Annotated in this window: 17 protein-coding genes; 11 read left to right on the top strand and 6 right to left on the bottom strand. The window is 39.9% G+C overall.

Translation table 11 applies throughout. The features are described from left to right. Positions 1-229: 229 nt before the first annotated feature. The 11 genes from QQK05_RS14755 to QQK05_RS14705 all read left to right on the top strand — a co-directional run bounded on the left by QQK05_RS14755 (position 230) and on the right by QQK05_RS14705 (position 12370). Positions 230-1186 (top strand): AAA family ATPase, encoded by a 957-nt coding sequence (locus QQK05_RS14755; RefSeq protein ID WP_284299945.1) that lies wholly within the window; start codon positions 230-232, stop codon positions 1184-1186. Positions 1187-1212: 26 nt separating this feature from the next. Beyond that, positions 1213-2199, top strand: coding sequence for a DUF58 domain-containing protein (locus tag QQK05_RS14750; protein WP_284299943.1), 987 nt, complete (start codon positions 1213-1215; stop codon positions 2197-2199). Next, complete coding sequence (locus tag QQK05_RS14745) at positions 2187-2645, top strand: DUF4381 domain-containing protein (RefSeq protein ID WP_284299941.1); 459 nt, start codon at positions 2187-2189, stop codon at positions 2643-2645. The genes QQK05_RS14750 and QQK05_RS14745 overlap by 13 nt, the downstream gene beginning before the upstream one ends. Continuing rightward, positions 2638-3645 (top strand): vWA domain-containing protein, encoded by a 1008-nt coding sequence (locus QQK05_RS14740; protein WP_284299939.1) that lies wholly within the window; start codon positions 2638-2640, stop codon positions 3643-3645. The genes QQK05_RS14745 and QQK05_RS14740 overlap by 8 nt, the downstream gene beginning before the upstream one ends. After that, the gene (locus QQK05_RS14735; protein WP_284299937.1) at positions 3638-5539 is read left to right on the top strand and encodes a vWA domain-containing protein; all 1902 of its coding nucleotides are present in this window, start codon (positions 3638-3640) and stop codon (positions 5537-5539) included. Before QQK05_RS14740 ends, QQK05_RS14735 begins: the two co-directional genes overlap by 8 nt. After that, on the top strand, positions 5533-7230 hold the full coding sequence (locus QQK05_RS14730) for a BatD family protein (RefSeq protein WP_284299935.1): 1698 nt from the start codon (positions 5533-5535) through the stop codon (positions 7228-7230). The genes QQK05_RS14735 and QQK05_RS14730 overlap by 7 nt, the downstream gene beginning before the upstream one ends. A gap of 102 nt (positions 7231-7332) precedes the next feature. After that, positions 7333-7848, top strand: coding sequence for a sigma-70 family RNA polymerase sigma factor (locus QQK05_RS14725; RefSeq protein ID WP_284299933.1), 516 nt, complete (start codon positions 7333-7335; stop codon positions 7846-7848). Continuing rightward, positions 7841-8554 carry a DUF3379 family protein gene (locus QQK05_RS14720; protein ID WP_284299931.1) on the top strand — a complete coding sequence of 238 codons (714 nt, stop codon included), beginning with the start codon at positions 7841-7843 and terminating at the stop codon, positions 8552-8554. The genes QQK05_RS14725 and QQK05_RS14720 overlap by 8 nt, the downstream gene beginning before the upstream one ends. Positions 8555-8649: 95 nt before the next feature. Further along, positions 8650-10113: a sodium/proline symporter PutP gene (gene putP / locus QQK05_RS14715; RefSeq protein ID WP_284299929.1), complete on the top strand. Its 1464-nt coding sequence runs from the start codon at positions 8650-8652 to the stop codon at positions 10111-10113. 100 nt (positions 10114-10213) lie between these two features. After that, the gene (locus QQK05_RS14710) at positions 10214-11440 is read left to right on the top strand and encodes an EAL and HDOD domain-containing protein (protein ID WP_284299927.1); all 1227 of its coding nucleotides are present in this window, start codon (positions 10214-10216) and stop codon (positions 11438-11440) included. A 27-nt stretch (positions 11441-11467) separates the two neighbouring features. Beyond that, a complete protein-coding gene (locus QQK05_RS14705; RefSeq protein WP_284299925.1) occupies positions 11468-12370 on the top strand; it encodes a DMT family transporter in 903 nt (300 codons plus the stop codon). Between the two features lie 31 nt (positions 12371-12401). Here the strand turns inward: QQK05_RS14705 and galE are convergent, their stop codons facing one another. The 6 genes from galE to cysD form a co-directional block, all read right to left on the bottom strand. Further along, positions 12402-13412, bottom strand: a complete 1011-nt coding sequence (galE, locus tag QQK05_RS14700) for a UDP-glucose 4-epimerase GalE (RefSeq protein WP_284299922.1) — start codon at positions 13410-13412, stop codon at positions 12402-12404. Positions 13413-13626: 214 nt separating this feature from the next. Next, positions 13627-14583, bottom strand: a complete 957-nt coding sequence (locus tag QQK05_RS14695; RefSeq protein WP_284299919.1) for a DHH family phosphoesterase — start codon at positions 14581-14583, stop codon at positions 13627-13629. Position 14584: 1 nt separating this feature from the next. Next, complete coding sequence (cysC, locus tag QQK05_RS14690; RefSeq protein WP_284299917.1) at positions 14585-15193, bottom strand: adenylyl-sulfate kinase; 609 nt, start codon at positions 15191-15193, stop codon at positions 14585-14587. 49 nt (positions 15194-15242) lie between these two features. After that, complete coding sequence (locus QQK05_RS14685; protein ID WP_284299915.1) at positions 15243-16991, bottom strand: SLC13 family permease; 1749 nt, start codon at positions 16989-16991, stop codon at positions 15243-15245. Positions 16992-17086: 95 nt separating this feature from the next. Next, on the bottom strand, positions 17087-18499 hold the full coding sequence (gene cysN / locus QQK05_RS14680; RefSeq protein WP_284299913.1) for a sulfate adenylyltransferase subunit CysN: 1413 nt from the start codon (positions 18497-18499) through the stop codon (positions 17087-17089). Continuing rightward, a complete protein-coding gene (gene cysD, locus QQK05_RS14675) occupies positions 18499-19398 on the bottom strand; it encodes a sulfate adenylyltransferase subunit CysD (RefSeq protein ID WP_284299911.1) in 900 nt (299 codons plus the stop codon). Before cysD ends, cysN begins: the two co-directional genes overlap by 1 nt. Between the last annotated feature and the right edge of the window lie 190 nt (positions 19399-19588).

Genomic DNA, 19588 nt, shown 5'->3' with positions numbered 1-19588 from the left:
AGATAGCTTGATTCTACTCACTTAAGAAAAATTTTCAATGTTGAACTGATATAAGAATTGATAAGTAACTAACAAATCTAGCACCCATTTCCCAAGATTACGTTATTTAAACCGTAAATATTATTTACAAATTTATTAAAAAATATGGTCAAATACTTGTGTTTAATCTCAACCACCCCATATAAAATGGTACGAATGCCATTAACCCATAATAAGATTTTAAAAAGATATGTCATTACAAGCTTTTAATACCCTACAACAACATTTAGCGAGCCAAATTATTGGTCAATCATCTCTGGTAGAAAACTTACTTATTGCGCTACTTGCTGATGGGCATCTTATTGTAGAGGGGCCACCGGGCCTCGCAAAGACTCGCGCGGTTAACGAATTAGCGAAAGGCTTAGAAGCCGATTTCCATCGAGTACAATTTACCCCTGATTTATTACCTGCCGATTTAACCGGTACCGATATATACCGCCCTGAAGATGGTACTTTTAGTTTCCAAGCGGGACCGTTATTCAGAAACTTGGTACTTGCTGACGAAATCAACCGTGCGCCTGCTAAAGTCCAATCAGCTTTATTAGAAGCTATGGCTGAGGGGCAGATTACCGTTGGTAGAAATACCTATAAATTGCCTGATTTATTTCTTGTCATGGCAACGCAGAACCCAATTGAACAAGAAGGTACCTATCCGTTACCAGAAGCACAGCTAGACCGTTTTTTAATGCACTTAGACATTAATTACCCTGATGCTGCCAGCGAATTAGAGATCTTAAAATTGAATCGAGGTGAGGCGTTAAACAAAACGACAGCACCGGTAAAAGAAATTAGTCAGGATGATATTTTCGCAGCACGTGAACAAGTACTAAGTATTCACATGGCTGATGCTGTAGAGAAGTATATTGTCGACTTAATTATCGCAACCCGTACTCCTGAAAACTATGATGATAAATTGAAGCAATGGATCTCATTTGGCGCGAGCCCTCGCGCTACTATCGCATTGGATCGTTGTGCTCGTGCACGAGCATGGTTGCATGGCAGAGACTTCGTAAGCCCTGAAGACGTTCAAGCGGTATTTCATAACGTACTACGCCATCGTATTTTATTAAGTTATCAAGCTGAAGCTGAAGGCCTGACAGCGAACCAAATCTTAGATCACCTATTATCACTTGTCGCCGTTGGTTAACGGTAAATAGACAAAAGGTACGTCACGTGTGGTTTAGTAAGAAAGACAATAATACCCGTCACCTCGAGTCAGTTGAGCGGCAACTGACTCATGTTAAAAGTAATGGGATACAAGTTACGATAGATGAATTAATTGCATATCAAACAAAATCTGCATTAATTAACCTAGCGCCACGCCAGCAACTTCACGGAAAAATGTCCGGTAACTATCTTGCAAGAAGCAAGGGACGGGGTATGGAGTTTGACGAAGTTCGTCATTACCAAACTGGGGATGATATCCGCACAATTGATTGGCGAGTTACGGCTCGTACAGGTAAAACACATACCAAGCTATTTAGAGAAGAAGTCGAACGACCGGTATTAATCGCTGCTGACTTTAGCCAAAGCATGAATTTTGGTAGCCAACTGTTGTTTAAGTCGGTACAGGCTGCTCATCTAGCATCTTTATTGGCATGGCATGCCAAATCTCGAGGGGATAGAATTGGGGGTATTGTCTTTAATGAAGAGCAGCATATTGAATTAAAGCCTCGCTCACGCCAACAAGGTGTTTTACATTACCTTCATGCACTATGTGAAATTCAAAACCAAGTAACCGACGCCTCTTCAGAAAACCATTTTCAAGAAAATATTAGACGCTTGAGACAGTTAGCCAAACCTGGTGCGCTTGTTTATTTGATTACAGATGGCCATCATTTAAGTGACGACAACATATACGATTTACTTATGATTTCTCGCCATTGTGAATTAGTGATTTGTCTAATTTCTGATCCATTAGAACTTCAACTCCCGGCTTCAATTCAAAAACAGTCGGTAACGCTTTCGGATGGTATAAATCAACAACAAATGATACTTGGCGACAAAGAATCAATGAAACAATATCAGTTATTGGCGACAGGTTTGCACAAACAACGATTAGCATTATTAACGAAATCAGGTGGTCGTGTGCTTAGTATTTCTTCGGCTCAATTACTTGAAGATCAAATAAAATCAGAGGTTAACGCATGGACCCGTTAGCACAATTACATGATATTCAAACACCTGAGCAAATTGGCCAATTTCCCCTGGCCATTGGTTGGTACATATTAATTGCGATGATTTTACTACTCATCGTGTTAGCAGTTAGACATTTATTTAAACTAAAGGCACTTAAAAAAAATCAACAAATGGCCTTAGCTTCAATATCAAAAGCCAAGTCAAACCAAGAAGTTATTTCAATAATGAAATGGGCTGCTATGTCGTATTTCCCTCGTAATGAGATAGCAAGTCTCCATGGCGAAAGCCTCAAGCACTTTTTAAGCAAAACGCTTCCAGAGAAAAAACAAGCTCAATTTACACTGCTAGCGGATACGCATTTTGACAATTTGTATCAAGCGGACTCAGCGCAAGAGTCATCGTTAGCTCATGCAGCAAAATATTGGTTGCTTCACGCGCTGCCTGTAAAAGGAGGCGGTAATGTTTAGTTTTGAATGGCCTTGGGCATTATCTCTCATTATCCTGCCGTTGCTCGTATATTGGCTACCAAGCCAGTCTAAGAGCCAGCAATCGGCATTAAAAGTACCGATAAAGCTTGATGGACTGACATCACATACTCATAAAACAACACGTTCAACTGGCTCGTTATTATTGCTGACATTGATATGGCTGCTACTCGTATTTTCAGCTGCTCGTCCTCAATGGCTTGGTGAACCTATTAATATTCCAAACCAATCTCGAGAAATGATGATTGCAGTAGATTTATCAGGGTCGATGCAAATCGAAGATATGTCTTTGCACGGTGCAAATGTCAATCGCCTCGATATGTTAAAAGAAGTGCTTGGGGACTTTATTCAACGTCGCATTGGAGATCGCCTTGGCCTAATTTTATTTGCAGACGATGCCTACATGCAGACACCAATGACATTTGATCGCGCTACCGTTGCACAAATGTTAGACGAAGCGGTGATCGGTTTAGTTGGTAAAAAAACGGCAATTGGTGATGCTATGGCGCTTGCAGTCAAACGGTTCAATCAAAAAGACGAATCAAACAGGGTATTACTCCTTGTAACTGATGGGCAGAATACAGCAGGAAAAATTACCCCTGAGCAAGCGCTTGAATTAGCTGTTGCACAAAATGTGACTATCTACACTATCGGCATAGGTGCCGATGAAATGCTTCAACGAACAATTTTTGGCACGCGTAAAGTAAATCCATCAGCTGAATTAGACGAAAAGTCTCTGAAAAACATTGCACAGCAAACTGGTGGGCAATATTTTCGAGCTCGCGATAGCCAAAGTATGAATGAAATATACCGTCAACTTGATAACTTAGAGCCAGTAGAGCAAGAGCAACAGCAAATGCGCCCACGCACAGCTCTTTTCTTTTACTCTCTATCATTAGCGTTGGCGATTGCAGCTATTGCATTGTTGGTCAAAGTGTTGCCAACCTCGCTACGACAAAAACAGGAGCTTGATCATGGCTGATTTCCATTTTCTACGCCCTATGTGGTTTTTTGGCCTGTTAGCAATACCACTTATTATCTGGCTTATCAGAAAACTAAGTCACCAATACTCTGGCTGGCAGCAAGTTATACCTCTACACCTGCAAAAAGTACTAATGTCCCAGAGTCAAACTCGAAAGCAAGCTTCATCGCTAGTACCGTGTATTATTTTTGTGTTAACAATCACTGCATTGGCAGGTCCTACATACCAAAAGCTACCTCAACCGGTATTCAATGTAGAACGAGGATCAGTGTTAGTCATGGATATGTCCTTCTCGATGTATTCAACTGACATCGCGCCAAATCGACTCACGCGTTCTCGATTCAAAGCAATCGATATCTTGGATAATATTAACGAAGGTGATATCGGGTTAGTGGCCTATGCAGGCGCATCTTTTGTTATCAGCCCACTTACTCAAGATATAAATAATATCAAGTTATTACTCCCTAGCTTAACACCAGAAATAATGCCTGAAGTGGGCAGTGATCCATTTCCTGCTTTATTGACAGCTAACGACATGCTCGTCAACGCAGGTCACTTAAAAGGCGATATTTACTGGCTGACGGACGATGCCGATAGATTAGATGTAGAAGCAATTCAGGAATTTATCAAAGACTACCCTCACCGTCTTAACATTCTTGGTGTCGGTACTAGCGATGGAGCTCCTATCACCCTGCCTAACGGTGAACTCTTAAAAGACGATACAGGCCAAATTGTTATTCCTAAGTTACCCGTTGCTAGGTTAAAAGGGTTAGCCCAACAAAGTGGGGGCAAGTATCAAACAATTAGTCACAATAGCACAGACATTGAAGCACTCACGACTTATCAATTAGCTAGCCAATCTAAGGAACTAGAGGAAGAACAAACAAAACTTGGCGACAGTTGGCAAGAATTAGGTCCTTATGTCGTTTTTGCCATATTGCCTTTCGTTCTGAGTTACTTTCGCCGTGGTGTCATATTATCAATAGCACCATTGCTCATGGTTTTACATTCTCCAACGCCAGCTATAGCGCAGTCTTTTGATAATGAGCAAAGTAAAACAGTGTCTGAGCAAGCGCCATCAGAGCTCAAGCAAACGTGGCAGAATTTGTGGCAAACGCACGATCAACAAGCTCAACGCAAATACAATGATAAACAATTTTCTGCAGCTGCTGAGCAATTTAGAAACCCATTATGGCAATCAAGTGCCCACTATCGTGCAGGTAATTACGAGGCAGCTATTGAAGCGCTGTCAGGGCTAGAATCAGCAAATGCGCATTATAATCGAGGTAATGCTTTAGCCAAGCTCGGTATGCTAAATGAAGCAATAGAGGCTTATGAACAAGCCTTGAAAAATCAGCCTGACTTCGACCATGCACGAGAAAACAAAGCACTGATTGAAAAATTAAGAGACCAACAGCAAGAACAACAAGAGCAGCAAAACGACCAACAGCAACAAGACGATCAGTCTGAAGAACAGCAAGACCAGGATCAACAAGGCCAACAAGATGGCCAAAATCAAGATCAAAAGCAAAATGGTGAACAAAACCAGTCTGATCAACAACAAAATGAAGATCAGCAACAGGATGCTTCAGAACAAGAAGACCAAAATAACGAACAAAATAGTCAACAACAAGAGCAGCAAAACGCTGAAAAAGAACAAGAAGAACAAAACCAAAAGCAACAGCAGAATGCTGAACAAGAACAGCAACAAGCTCAGAACATGACACAAGCAAATGCTCAACAAGATGAGCAAAAGCAAAAAGAGCTAGAACAAAAGCACATGCAACTATTAAATAAGGTCACCGATGACCCTCATTTGCTACTGCGCAATAAGATGCAATTAGAATATCAAAAACGACGACACCAAAATTCAGGAGCGAAGAAAAAGTGGTAAGAATTTTAGTAACTTTTCTTTTATTGGTTATTAGCGTAACAACTTACGCGGTAGATAATGTAACGGCTACCGTAGATCGAAATCCGGTTGTTAAGGGCGAGTCGTTCATTTTAGAAGTCGTTGCTGATGATGATGTTGAATCGGATGCTTTGGATACTTCAGCATTACTCACTGACTTTATTGTTGGGCGAACGTCCGTCAGCCCTCAAACGAGCATGATAAACTTTAAAACTACACGCTCTACACGTTGGAGCACTGTCTTGATCGCGAAAAAAACAGGTGAGTTTGTCATTCCTGCATTGAGAATTGAAAATCAATATACTCAACCGATTCAACTCAAAGTACTTTCACCACAAGACAATCAATCCTCTGCCAATAGAGACTTGTTTATTACCAATGAGATTTCAAATACTGAACTTTATGTTCAGCAAAACATAACGTTGCGTGTAAAGTTACATTTTGCAGCTAATTTAAAGCGTGGCAGTTTATCGGAACCACAATTAGAAAACGCAATTATCAAACAAGTAGGACAAGACCAAGAGTCTGATGCCATTATCAATGGCAGACGTTTTCGCGTCATTGAGAGAACTTACACGATTAGCCCTCAAGAAAGCGGTCAATTTACCTTGAAATCACCCTTATTTTCTGGCGAGATTCAACTGCAAACATCCGGTGGTCGCTCAAGCTTTTTCTCATTTGGTGAAACTAAATCAGTCAGTGTAATCGGTGAAGACATAGAACTTGATATAAGACCGATACCTGAGACTGTTTCTGGCCAGTGGCTACCAGCCGAGTTACTCACGGTTCATGACGAGTGGCAACCTTCTCCAGAAGAATTCAAAGTGGGTGAACCAATTACACGTACGATAACTATTACTGCTGCAGGTTTATCACAAGAACAACTTCCAAAAATTGAGTTGCCAGAGCTGCCTGATTTGAAGCTATACCCTGATCAAGCTAATTTGCATACGTCGATGAAACAATCAAACTTGGTCTCACAAAAAGTGCAAAGTTTTGCAGTTGTTGCCTCTAAACCAGGTGAATACCAAATTCCTTCATTAGAAATTCCATGGTGGAATGCAGTAACAAATCGTCAGGAAGTGGCAAAAATAGACGCACAAACTATTACCGTTAAGCCAAATCCAAATATCACTTCGCCAGCGCTTTTGCCAGCTAGCAACAGCGTGCCAGACACAAGTTTACAACCAGCAACAGACATAAGCGTAACGCCTCAGGTCGTTACAGTGACAAAGGCTTCTTGGCTTCAATGGCTGTTTTTAGCGTTATGGATTGTAACTATGATGCTTTGGGCTTTGACTTCTTTCTTGCGAGGCAGAAAAGAAAAACTCGTTAATACTACCCCTACAACTATCAATGAATACTACTTACAGTTACTGTCAGCATGTAAACAAGGTGATGGTACTAAAGTGCAAAGCTTGCTTGTTCCCTGGATTAACTTAAAACTTCAGCAGGAATCACCTAGTTCTGCGAAGGTACAAAATGTCGCCCAATTAAATAGCGTGATTAAAAATGAAGGATTTGCTCAGGCTTTTGACGAACTTCAAGCATCTTATTACGGAAAAGAGCAAAAACAATGGAACGGAAAGCGGTTATTTACTGCTATTCAACAAGTTCAAAAGTCTCGACTAAATAACGATATATCGAAAACATTCAGTCTCAACCCAAATTAGGTACTAGAATTGGGATTAAGGTAAATTTACTTTAATCCCAATTTTTTTCATAAAATGAAAAAAGTTAGAAATTTATTTCAAAAGTCTCAGGTCTACTCCAGCATGACGACAAAACAACACAGATATGAAGCTTTAGTACAAGCATGGAGCGCTGACTTGTTTCGCTATGCGTACTGGCTTTGCAAAGATAAACACGTTGCTGAAGATGTGGTGCAAGAAACATTCTTGCGCGCTTGGCGTTCTCTTGACTCATTAAAAGATGAAAAAGCCGCAAAATCTTGGTTGATTACAATTTTACGCCGTGAAAATGCAAGACGTTTTGAACGTAAACAATTTGATATGGGCGAGTATGAAGAATCAACAATTGATGATGTTCGCGCGACGTCAAATGAACAGCAAATAGAGAATCATTGGTTACGAGAAAAGATAGCATCATTACCTGAAGAATATCGAGAGCCGTTGGTATTGCAGGTATTGGGTGGTTTTAGTGGCGATGAGATCGCTGGTATTTTGTCACTCAACAAGAATACAGTAATGACGCGCCTATTTAGAGCACGTAATCAGTTGAAAGAATTAGTAGATGAAGAACCAAAATCAAGAGGTTTTTATAATGGATGATTTGCAATTTAGACGTAATGTATATGCAGATCCGTCAAACTTAGATGAAGAAACACGTAAAGCGATTAACGAAGATGCGTCTCGTGAGCAATTTGTTAATGAGCTTGAATCACTTGATCATGATATTAAACGTGCATTGAGTGTTGATGTACCTGAGGATCTAACTCAAAAGCTTATCCTCAAGCAAACATTTGCTAGTCATCGTCAGCAGCAAAAGAAAAAGCGTGTGCACTTAGCGCTAGCTGCGTCAGTAGCATTTGCACTAGGCCTGAGCTTGAATATTTTGCAATTTTCATCTGCATACAACACGCTTTCTGACCATGCATTAGCGCATATTTATCACGAAGACGGCGAATTCTCTAATACTATGCCTGCGAATGTAACGTTGGCGTCATTAAACGACAAAATGTCAGCATTTGACGGTAACTTTACGTCACAAATCGGTGATTTAATTTCAGCAGAATTTTGTCGCTTTGATGGAATGAAAAGCCTTCATTTAGTCTTTAGGGGTAAAACGAGCCCTGTGACGGTATTTATTGTTCCACAAAACGAAGACTTAGCCATTGAGTCACAGTTTGCCGACGAGAACTTTAAAGGTCGCGCAGTATCATACCAAAACTCTAATGTTGTCATTATTGGTGATGAAAACGAAGAGTTAACTAAGTGGCAAGAAAATGTTGAGAAAAACGTACGCTGGTCGACTTAGCTCAAAATTATAACGAACCATCTGATAAAACTGGTGAGTACATGCTAAGTTAATTATGATAAGTTAACACAAATTATTATAACTAACTTAGCTGTATGACATTCGAACTCCCTACCCTCATAACTTTTATTGGTTATCTTTTTGTAACCCTTGGCATTGGCTTTGTAGCCTACAAAGCGACTGATACCTTAAGCGATTATATTCTTGGTGGACGACAACTTGGTCCAGCCGTAACTGCGTTAAGTGTTGGTGCTTCAGACATGAGTGGTTGGTTGTTACTTGGTTTGCCCGGTGCGGTGTACCTCTCTGGTGTGAGTGAAGTTTGGATAGGTGTTGGTTTAGTTGTCGGCGCTTTTTTTAACTGGCTCCTCGTCGCACCTAAGTTAAGAAGCTTTACAGAGCGTGCGAATGACTCTCTAACGATTCCTGAATTCCTTGAACGACGTTTTAATGATTCATCACATACCCTCAGGTTTGTCTCAGCGTTAACTATTCTCGTTTTTTTCACGTTTTATGTTTCATCGGGTCTCGTTGGTGGTGCAATACTATTTGAAGAAGTCTTTGGTTTAGACTACCTTAACGCCTTACTTATTGGTGCATTAGTCATTGTTTCCTACACGTTTTTAGGGGGATTTCTTGCTGTAAGCTGGACCGACTTTTTCCAAGGCTGTTTAATGCTCCTAGCACTAATCATTCTTCCTATTGTTGCTATTAATGACCTTGGTGGCATAGAAAACACAACGACGATTCTACATGACATTAACCCGGATTATGCATCGTTAAGCAAGGGCTTCACTTGGTTAGGTTTTATTTCGCTTTTTGCCTGGGGCCTAGGGTATTTTGGCCAGCCACATATTCTTTCTCGTTTTATGGCAATTCGCTCTACGGAAGACATTCCTAAATCTCGAAATATTGCGATGAGCTGGATGGTCATATCACTAATAGGAGCACTAGGCGTAGGCCTTGTAGGTTCTGCCTATTTTGCAGAACAGCCATTAAACAACCCCGAAACAGTTTTCATTTTTCTAACTCAAGCAATGTTTAACCCCTGGGTTGCTGGTGTACTTATTGCGGCAATCTTATCAGCGATTATGAGTACAATTGACTCTCAATTACTTGTTTGTTCGAGTGTTATTGTTGAGGATTTTTATAAGCATATTTCCAAAAAAGAAGCGTCTGAAAATCAACTAGTGTGGCTCACGCGTTTTTCTCTTCTCGCAATAGCCTTAATTGCAACATGGGTAGCAACCAACCCTGAGAGCTCAGTACTCGAGCTCGTTAGCTATGCTTGGGCAGGCTTCGGTGCAGCGTTTGGCCCAGCAATTTTATTTAGTTTATATTGGCCAAAATATACAAAACATGGTGCATTAGCTACTATAGTAAGTGGTGCCATGATCGTTATTGTATGGAAACAACTATCTGGTGGCATTTTCGACTTATATGAGATAGTTCCTGCATTTATCATGGCAAGTATAGTCGGTTATGTTGTAAGCTTACTGACTCAGGCAGATAACCCTGCAGAAGCGGTTTATCACCAACTAAACAAAAAACAAGAATAATGAAGACTATAGTGCACATATAGAAGTGCACTATAGCCAGACACTTTAATGAAGTACTTGTTCAAGGTAGATAAGTTTTAAGGTAATAGGTTTAAAGTTCATGTATTTTTACGCTGCTAGGCAACCAATTTTAGATAAAAACAAAAAGCTTCACGGCTATGAATTGTTATTTCGAGAAGGGCTAGATAATGTCTTTCCGGAACACATTGATGGTGACGAAGCGACAACTAAAATGATCGAAGCAAGTCGTTTCAACGCCGGCATTACAGAGTTTACGCATGGCAACCCTGCCTTTATCAATTTTACTTTAGACACCATTCTCAAAGGCTATGCGACAATGCTCGCCAACGATGAAGTTGTTGTCGAGATACTTGAAACAGTGAAACCAGGTAAACGGTTGCTTGCTGAGTGTCAAAAATTACATGAACTAGGCTACACATTAGTTCTTGATGACTATAAACACCAAAAAGTGTGGGCACACTTTTACCCATACATCAGCATTATTAAAGTCGATATACTCAACACAAGTGTTGATGAAATCCATGATATTAAAAATGCAATAGCACAATATCCAGACATCACGTTGTTAGCCGAAAAAGTAGAAACACCTGAGCAATATGAACAATGTTTAGCGTTAGGCTTTGAATTATTTCAAGGTTACTTTTTCTCAAAGCCAGAAGTCGTCAAAGCGAAAAACCTGTCACCTTCACAATTAGCAATGGCTGAGTTGCTCTATGAAATGTCTAAGCCTGAACTTGACCTAGCAGCGATTACTTCAGTGTTTGAACGAGACGTGACCTTGTCATATAAGTTACTACGCTACGTAAACTCGCCAATATTTAGACGTCGTAATGAAATTTCAACAATTAAACAGGCGCTAGTTATCCTTGGTTTAGCGGAATTGAAGAAATTTTTAGGGGTTTTGTTTGCATCAAATATGAACCCAGATAAACCATCTGAATTAGTCAAATTGTCAATGGCTAGGGCTAAGTTTTGCGAGAATATTGGCGAGACCATCCCGAATAAAGTTGATACATCAACCACCTTCCTAATCGGATTATTATCTTTAATCGATGCGATTTTAGATGAAGAAATCAAAGTCGTACTGGATAAGTTACCACTTGCTCAAGAAATTAAAGCACCGCTAATCACGGGTAAAGGCGTAATGGCTGCTTTAATTTTACTTTCAGAGAAAATCGAGAAAGCAGAATTTGAATCAGTGCAGGCGATTATTGATAAGCTAGGGCTGGAAAAAGATGTTGTAGTAAAAGCTTACCACGACGCATTGGTTTGGGCTGACGAACAAACCCAGATGACAAACGGCTAATAGCTGACTAATTAACGTAATACGATAATGGAAAAAAATCAGCATATCGCTGTGCAGCTGGGCTTAGGTGCAGTTTTACTTTGGTCTACCGTAGCCACTGCGTTTAAGCTATCGCTCGCTCATTTAACGCCAACCCAATTGTTATTTTACGCTTCTATCACAACGTGGCTTGTGTTATTTGTCATTTTGCTTGGTCAGAGAAAACTTTCAAATGTACGAAATGCTTTTTCATCTTCCCCTTGGCTGTTCGTTAAACTAGGTCTAATTAATCCAGCGATATATTATCTTATCCTATTCGAAGCTTATGACTTACTGCCAGCCCAACAAGCTCAGACCTTAAATTATACTTGGGCTATTACGCTTAGCTTGCTTGCTGTCCCCATGTTAGGACAAAGACTGACCAAATACGATATTCTAGGTCTTGTTCTTGCGTACCTTGGCGTTGTTTTCATCTCTACCCAAGGTAATTTTCTCGAGCTTGAATTTGCAAGTGGCTTAGGCGTATTCCTAGCACTCATATCGACTGTTCTGTGGGCGATTTACTGGATTTTTAATACAAAAAACAATGCCGATCCTATCATCAGCTTATTTATTTGTTTTTCTATAGGAGTTCCAGCAATCGCCATGGTTTTAACTGTACAAGATGGTTGGCAAATACCTAGTACTGAAGGTCTATTGGGCGCTATTTACGTTGGATTATTTGAGATGGGGATTACCTTTATACTTTGGTTATATGCGCTAAAAAGGGCAACAAATACCTCGCAGATAAGTATGTTAATTTTTATCTCACCTTTCTTATCTTTATACTTTATTCACCTTTTCTTAGGTGAAAAAATACTGTACTCAACTATTATCGGTCTTTGTTTGATTGTTACTGGTTTAATCACACAACAAGTGATGAATAAAAAAAGTCAGCGTAAAATACGCTGACTTTTTGAACACATTAAGTTGATAAATTTGCTTATTCAAACCCATTAGGATTTTGAGACTGCCAACGCCAAGTGTCTTCAATCATTGCCGTCAAGTCACGTTCAGCATGCCACTCCAGTAGATTGTTTGCAATATCAGCATTAGCATAAACTGTCGCAATATCACCAGCTCTTCGAGGCGCGATACTATATGGTATTTCTTGGCCACTAATTTCTTTAAACGTGTTAACAATCTCTAGTACCGACGTACCATTACCTGTACCTAAGTTTATTGGCTGACAGCCTGTGATAGCATCGAGCTTTTGCAATGCTTTTACATGGCCAAGGGCAAGATCAACGACGTGAATATAATCTCGCACACCCGTGCCATCGATTGTATCGTAATCATCACCAAAAACCTGAAGTTGCTTCAAGCGTCCTACTGCGACTTGAGACACATAAGGCAGCAAGTTATTTGGAATTCCATTAGGGTTTTCACCAATCAAGCCAGACTTGTGAGCGCCGATAGGATTGAAATAACGCAAACAAGCAATTGACCAATCGCTATCGCTGTTAGCTAAGTCGAACAAAATATGCTCTATCATTAACTTTGTTTGGCCATATGGGTTTGTTGCAGACGTCTGCATCGATTCGTCCAATGGGGAAACGTTCTTGTCGCCATATACCGTTGCTGAAGAACTAAAAACTAAGTTTTTAACACCGTGATCAGCCATTACTTGAAAGAGCGTTACAGAGCCTGACACATTATTGTGGTAGTAACTCAGCGGGATGTCGTTTGATTCACCTACAGCTTTTAAACCTGCAAAATGAACAACCGCACTAATATTATGCTGTTTAAACACATCATCCATCGCTTTTGCATCACAGATATCAGCTTCAATAAACGTTGGCATTTTGCCTGTGATTGATTCGATTCTATTTAACACTTTGGTTGATGAGTTAGATAAGTTATCGACGATCACGACATCCTCACCTAAATTCAGCAACTCTACAACGGTATGACTACCAATATATCCAGTACCACCGGTAATTAATAAACTCATGCTTTATTCCTTTTTAGCCTTACTATTCATTTATTTTAGCATCTACTATGTGCAATTATGTTCGTTAAAAGTAAAGCAACAACCTATTTGTATGATAAATAAAAAATGTATTGTCGCATGCTTTGTTTTAATAAACATCATTTAATTGACCACATAGCTTTTTAGCACCGCTTTGTACTTTTTATTGTGCTCAGTTGATTGTACTCAACCCCGGCTATCGGTAGTAGGCTTCGACCGTATTAATAAATAGCTCTATTTCAGACTTGGGTAATCTATTTATGCCAGCAGCTGCTGCCCTGCCACCACCTGTTGCAAATTTCGCACAAAGGTCCCCTGCACCTTGTTTATTTGATAATGGCGCTCTCAAGCTCACTGTGTAAGTGTCATCGTTGTTCAGGGTAAATACAGCGTGTGCTTTATTGGGCGATTGATTTGCCAAATCATTGCCGTAAACGCCACTGACTCTTCTTGACCAGGGCTCATCAACTAGCTCAACAACGGATAATACCGTTGAGTCGTATAATGTAGGAGACGATTTTGCCTTCATCATGTCTTCGTGATAAGCATCAGCTAACTGATGGAAAATAGAGTTATCTAGCTCAATTAATTCAAAAGGATTTTCAAACTTAACTAACGCTTTGAACAATTCATCTGGCTTAAAATGTAAGTCATTAATCGATTGGCCGTAGCCATTGTAATTTATATAAACCCCTAACCTTTTAAGCAGCTCTGCTTGCCCTTGATTCAATTGATATTGCTCGACGAGTTTCTCTGCAGCTTGGATCATGTTATCACCAAATGCAGCAGCAATAGCCCAATAAGCATATTTACCGTTAAGCATCTCGTTGACCAATAGGCTGGTACATGTATTCGCATCAGTATCTATATTGACGGTCAAATGATCAGACCTAGGGATATCACCAGGACGATGGTGGTCAATATAGTCAATATCTATGCCCGCTTCTAACAATTGATGTAGGGCATCGATATTTTTTTCCATCGAAACATCTAATACTGTAACTGACTTAGCTTTTGTAGCATCAACTTGCTGAAGGAGCGAAATATCTCGCTTAACGCCCGTAATTAGCTCGCTTTCAATTGGATTAGCGAGCCGTAATTGAATCAATGCGACAATCCCATCTGCATCGCCATTAAATACATCATAATGCACGTTAACTGTCTCCGTGAATAAAGCCTTGATCTATTAGGTAATTTACGATTTGTTGCGCACAAGACTGAATATCTTGCTCGTCAGTTTTGACATGAATGTTTGGTGCACTCGGTACGTCATATTGTGAGTCTATTCCAGTAAAGTGCTTTATCTCGCCGGCTCTCGCTTTTTTGTACAGGCCCTTAGGATCTCTTGATTCACAAACAGCAAGTGGCGTATCAATATAAACTTCGATAAATTCACCAGCTGTCAGCTTTTCTTTGGCGAGCGTTCTATCACTCTCAAATGGAGAAATAAATGCAGTAGATACAATTAAGCCAGCATCCGTAAATAACTTCGCAACTTCAGAGATTCTGCGAATATTCTCGACTCTTTCTTCATCACTAAACCCTAAGTCACCATTAAGACCGTGACGTACATTGTCTCCGTCAAGCAGGTATGAATGGCACCCTTTTTCAAACAATAGAGCATCAACCGCATTAGCTATTGTAGATTTACCTGAGCCACTTAATCCTGTATACCAGAGTAAACAAGGTTTTTGTTTTTTCTGTTCGCTACGTTGTTGTTTTGAAATCACCTGATTGTGCCAAACAGTATTCTCAGTTTTCATGCTGTTCATCCAAAAAATAAATATAAATTATTAAGTCACGATAATGCGACTAAAATGGGAAAATTACTGGGATCATAATAAGCACAGTAATACTGTATACAATGGAAACAGGAATACCAAACTTAACAAAATCCATAAACTTATAATTACCAGCGTTGTAAACCATTACATTAGTCTGATAACCATATGGGCTCATAAAACTTCCACTTGCACCAAATGCAACGGCCATAATAAATGGCATTGGACTAACGCCCAACCCAAGGGCTACGTTATATGCAATAGGGAATACCAGTGCAGCTGCTGCATTATTAGTGATTAACTCAGTTAATAATACTGTCACGAAAAAAATAATCACAAAAGCGAGTACTATACTTTGGTGCTGCAAAACCGTTTCAACATTTTGCGCAATCATGTAAGCAATACCTGAGTTTTCAATTCCATCGGCTAATGTCAATGCACCTAAAACAATCATCCAAATTTCTAAAGGAAAACGGCGTTTTACTTCATTTACCGTCAAGCTATTAGAAAAAATTAACGCTGCTAAATAGAACATTAACGTTGATATTAGAGAAATACCGGTAATTACCGATATACCGATGGACAAAATAAAACCACCGACAGTCAATACATTTCGCCATCCGTGCAGCATATTGTCAGGTTGATTATCAGACAATATATAAAAATTTTTAGTCAAGTTGGTGCGTGAACTAAAGTCTTGTCCTACTGCCAATACAAGTATGTCACCAGCTTTTATCACAACATCACCAAGCTTTCCGGAAATAGCGCCACCATCTCGTCTCAATGCAACAACAGCTGCATCGAATCTCGCCCTAAAACCTGCTGATTTCAACGTTTTACCAACCACCGCGGAACCAGGCTTTATCATCACTTCGGTCAGGTTATCTCTTAACAAACCATCAATTTGAGCAAACAATGTTAATCCGTCAAACTGATTTAGCGTCAACACCTTGGATACATCGCCGGAAAAAATAAGTTTATCATTCGCCTCTAACACTTCATCGGGCGTGACCGGAGAAATTAACCGGCCTTTTCTTACCACTTCAACTAAAAACAAGTTATCTAAGTTTCTTAACCCATTCTCTTCTACAGTGCGACCAATAAGCCTTGAGTCACTTTTGACTTCTGCTTCAACAATATATTGTTGAGCAGCAAAGTCTGTTGCAGCCATTGGTGGTAATGACTTCATTCGTAAGAAAATAACAATTAAACAAGCAATGAGAGCGACAATACCAACAGAGATAAAATCGAAAAAGCCAAGGCTTTGCTGGTTAGCTTCAATAAATAGTGAATTAACGATTAAATTGGTAGACGTACCAACAAGCGTTAACGTCCCGCCTAAAATGGCGGCATAAGATAACGGGATTAGCAGCTTTCCAGGGTTTATTAGTTTATTGCCCTTTACCGTATTCAATAAGGTCGCAACCACAGCAGTATTATTTAAGAATGCAGACGCGATGGCAGTTAATGATAGTGTTTTTAAACCAGCGCTAATTTTTGAGCCATTGAATAAATGTGAAGATATTTTGCGCAGCAAAGACGTGCGCTCAAGAGCGAATGAACACAAAACAAGCAGTAATAATGTTACTAATCCGGGGTTAATTGCATTCGCTAACACTTGTTCAGTAGTTGCCATATTGGTGATAAGGGTTGCTAAAATGGCAATACTAAATACTCGCTCGGGCACACGGTGAAACCTAACTAGGCCGATAAAGGTTGCAATAAATATCGCAATCATAAGCCATTGTGATGTTGTGCTTGTTGTACTGATTTCTAACATTAAAATCTCATTTGATAGCGAAAATAACGCACCTTCGAATTCGTCATTTTTATCACTAAAACAATAACGCCTACTGACGTAGGCGTTATTTTGTATTAACCCAGAAGTTTCTTAATATCCCTAGCTCCCCAATGTGGGAAATGTTTTCGCACTAATGCGTTAAACTCAACTTCGAAGTCAGAATACTGTTGCTGAGATTGCTCCTCAACCGGTTCAGTAATCATGCCTGCACCAACCGTGATATTCGAAATTCGGTCGATGATGACAAACGAACCCGTTTCTCTATTTTGCTCGTACGCGTCAAAGTGTAGTTTTTCAGCAACCGAAAATTGCGCATTGCCAATTTCATTAAGCTGCAACAGGTTCGTTTGCGACATTTCGAGCGTATTAACGTCTGTTTTAAAGTTTACCTTTTCAACATATCCTGTCGTTAGCTTAGTTCCATGCTTAATATAGTACTCACGTCCAGCTTGAAGTGAGTCATCATGCATCCAAACGACAGTTGCATTAAACTCTTTAGAAGAATGAGGCAAATTGCCCTTTTTCACTAACATTTCACCACGTGAAATATCAATCTCATCTTCCAACGTTAAGGTCACTGACATATTTTTATCAGCACGCTCTAACTCGCCGTCAAAGGTAACAATACTCTTAACTTTACTTTCCTTTAACGATGGAAGCGCAACAACGGTGTCACCCACACGCACATCACCTGCAGCGACTGTACCGGTAAACCCACGAAAATCTAAATTTGGACGATTCACATACTGGATAGGGAAGCGAAATTCGTTAAATGAATCAACCTGTTGCACCTTAATGGTATTAAGAAGTTTCATTAAAGTAGCACCAGGGTACCAGCTCATTTCTTCACTTTCTTCAACAACGTTGTCGCCTTTAAGCGCAGAAATTGGCACAAAACGTACGTCTTCGAATGCAAGATCTTTTGCAAATTCACGATAATCTCGTTTGATTTGCTGGTAGGTATCTTGGTTATAGTCAACCAAGTCCATTTTGTTTACCGCGATTAATACATGCTTAATGCCAAGTAATGAACAGATAAATGAATGACGACGAGTTTGCACCTGCACACCGCGACGCGCATCAATCAAGATAATAGCTAAATCACACGTTGACGCACCAGTAGCCATGTTACGAGTATATTGCTCATGGCCTGGTGTATCAGCGATAATAAACTTACGCTTCTCCGTAGAAAAATAACGGTAAGCGACATCAATGGTAATGCCTTGCTCTCGTTCTGACTGCAAACCATCTACCAGTAATGCAAGGTCAACTTCTTCCCCTGTTGTCCCTGACTTCTTACTGTCATTTTCAATTGCGGCGAGTTGGTCTTCAAAAATCATTTTAGAATCGTGCAATAGACGACCGATTAACGTTGATTTACCGTCATCAACGCTACCACAAGTCAAAAAGCGAACGAGCTCTTTCTCTTCGTGCTGCTTGAGATACGCTTGAATATCTGTTTCGATTAAATCTGATTGATGACTCATTAGAAGTACCCTTCCATTTTCTTTTTCTCCATCGAACCAGCAGAATCATGATCAATGACTCGACCTTGGCGTTCTGATGTCTTCGTTAACAACATTTCTTGGATGATTTCAGGTAATGTAGATGCTGTTGATTCAACCGCTCCTGTTAATGGGTAACAACCAAGCGTGCGGAAACGCACATCTTTCATTTGTACCTCTTCACCCTTTTCCAATGGCATGCGCTCATCGTCGACCATGATTAGCGTACCATCACGTTCAACAACAGGACGCTTTTCAGATAAGTAAAGTGGTACAATATCGATGTTTTCTAGATAAATGTATTGCCAAATATCTAATTCAGTCCAATTTGATAATGGGAAAACACGAATACTTTCGCCTTTGTTTATTTTACCGTTATAGGTATTCCACAATTCAGGACGCTGATTTTTTGGATCCCAACGATGGTTCTCATCTCGGAATGAATATACACGCTCTTTCGCTCGAGATTTCTCTTCATCACGTCGCGCTCCGCCAAAAGCAGCATCAAAACCGTATTTATTAAGCGCCTGTTTTAACGCTTGGGTTTTCATAATATCGGTGTGTTTAGCGCTGCCGTGGCTAAATGGTCCTACTCCCATATCAACACCTTCTTGATTGATATGGACGAGTAAATCAAATCCATACTCTTTCGCCATTCGATCGCGAAACTCGATCATTTCTTTGAACTTCCACGTGGTGTCAACGTGCAGCAACGGAAATGGGATTTTACCCGGGTAGAACGCTTTGCGAGCAAGATGCAACAATACCGCAGAGTCTTTACCGACAGAGTAAAGCATCACAGGGTTATCAAATTCTGCAGCAACTTCCCGGATTATATGAATTGATTCAGCTTCTAGCTGTTTTAAATGCGTAAGATTCATTACCAATATTCATTCATGTTTAAATAATTACTCACGATTCTGCCATAGAAAAAAACAACATTCCATATAAGAAAATACCTACTTATAACAATTTAAAATAAGAGGCCCTATTGGATGCAAGAATAAAAGTGAGTTCTTAATAATACAAAACTCTTCTATCGCCATCACTTAGAAAGATCCAAAATTTAAC

The organism is Thalassotalea loyana (assembly GCF_030161435.1).
In the GTDB taxonomy this organism is placed as follows: domain Bacteria; phylum Pseudomonadota; class Gammaproteobacteria; order Enterobacterales; family Alteromonadaceae; genus Thalassotalea_G; species Thalassotalea_G loyana.
This window is presented reverse-complemented; position numbering and strand designations above follow the sequence as displayed.

What these genes read in the sequence shown, in the direction of transcription:
- QQK05_RS14755 (WP_284299945.1), top strand. Translation starts at nt 230, where the DNA reads ATGTCATTACAAGCTTTTAATACCCTACAACAACATTTAGCGAGCCAA.
- QQK05_RS14745 (WP_284299941.1), top strand. Translation starts at nt 2,187, where the DNA reads ATGGACCCGTTAGCACAATTACATGATATTCAAACACCTGAGCAAATT.
- QQK05_RS14740 (WP_284299939.1), top strand. Translation starts at nt 2,638, where the DNA reads ATGTTTAGTTTTGAATGGCCTTGGGCATTATCTCTCATTATCCTGCCG.
- QQK05_RS14735 (WP_284299937.1), top strand. Translation starts at nt 3,638, where the DNA reads ATGGCTGATTTCCATTTTCTACGCCCTATGTGGTTTTTTGGCCTGTTA.
- QQK05_RS14725 (WP_284299933.1), top strand. Translation starts at nt 7,333, where the DNA reads ATGACGACAAAACAACACAGATATGAAGCTTTAGTACAAGCATGGAGC.
- QQK05_RS14720 (WP_284299931.1), top strand. Translation starts at nt 7,841, where the DNA reads ATGGATGATTTGCAATTTAGACGTAATGTATATGCAGATCCGTCAAAC.
- putP (WP_284299929.1), top strand. Translation starts at nt 8,650, where the DNA reads ATGACATTCGAACTCCCTACCCTCATAACTTTTATTGGTTATCTTTTT.
- QQK05_RS14710 (WP_284299927.1), top strand. Translation starts at nt 10,214, where the DNA reads ATGTATTTTTACGCTGCTAGGCAACCAATTTTAGATAAAAACAAAAAG.
- QQK05_RS14705 (WP_284299925.1), top strand. Translation starts at nt 11,468, where the DNA reads ATGGAAAAAAATCAGCATATCGCTGTGCAGCTGGGCTTAGGTGCAGTT.
- galE (WP_284299922.1), bottom strand. Translation starts at nt 13,412, where the DNA reads ATGAGTTTATTAATTACCGGTGGTACTGGATATATTGGTAGTCATACC.
- cysC (WP_284299917.1), bottom strand. Translation starts at nt 15,193, where the DNA reads ATGAAAACTGAGAATACTGTTTGGCACAATCAGGTGATTTCAAAACAA.
- QQK05_RS14685 (WP_284299915.1), bottom strand. Translation starts at nt 16,991, where the DNA reads ATGTTAGAAATCAGTACAACAAGCACAACATCACAATGGCTTATGATT.
- cysN (WP_284299913.1), bottom strand. Translation starts at nt 18,499, where the DNA reads ATGAGTCATCAATCAGATTTAATCGAAACAGATATTCAAGCGTATCTC.
- cysD (WP_284299911.1), bottom strand. Translation starts at nt 19,398, where the DNA reads ATGAATCTTACGCATTTAAAACAGCTAGAAGCTGAATCAATTCATATA.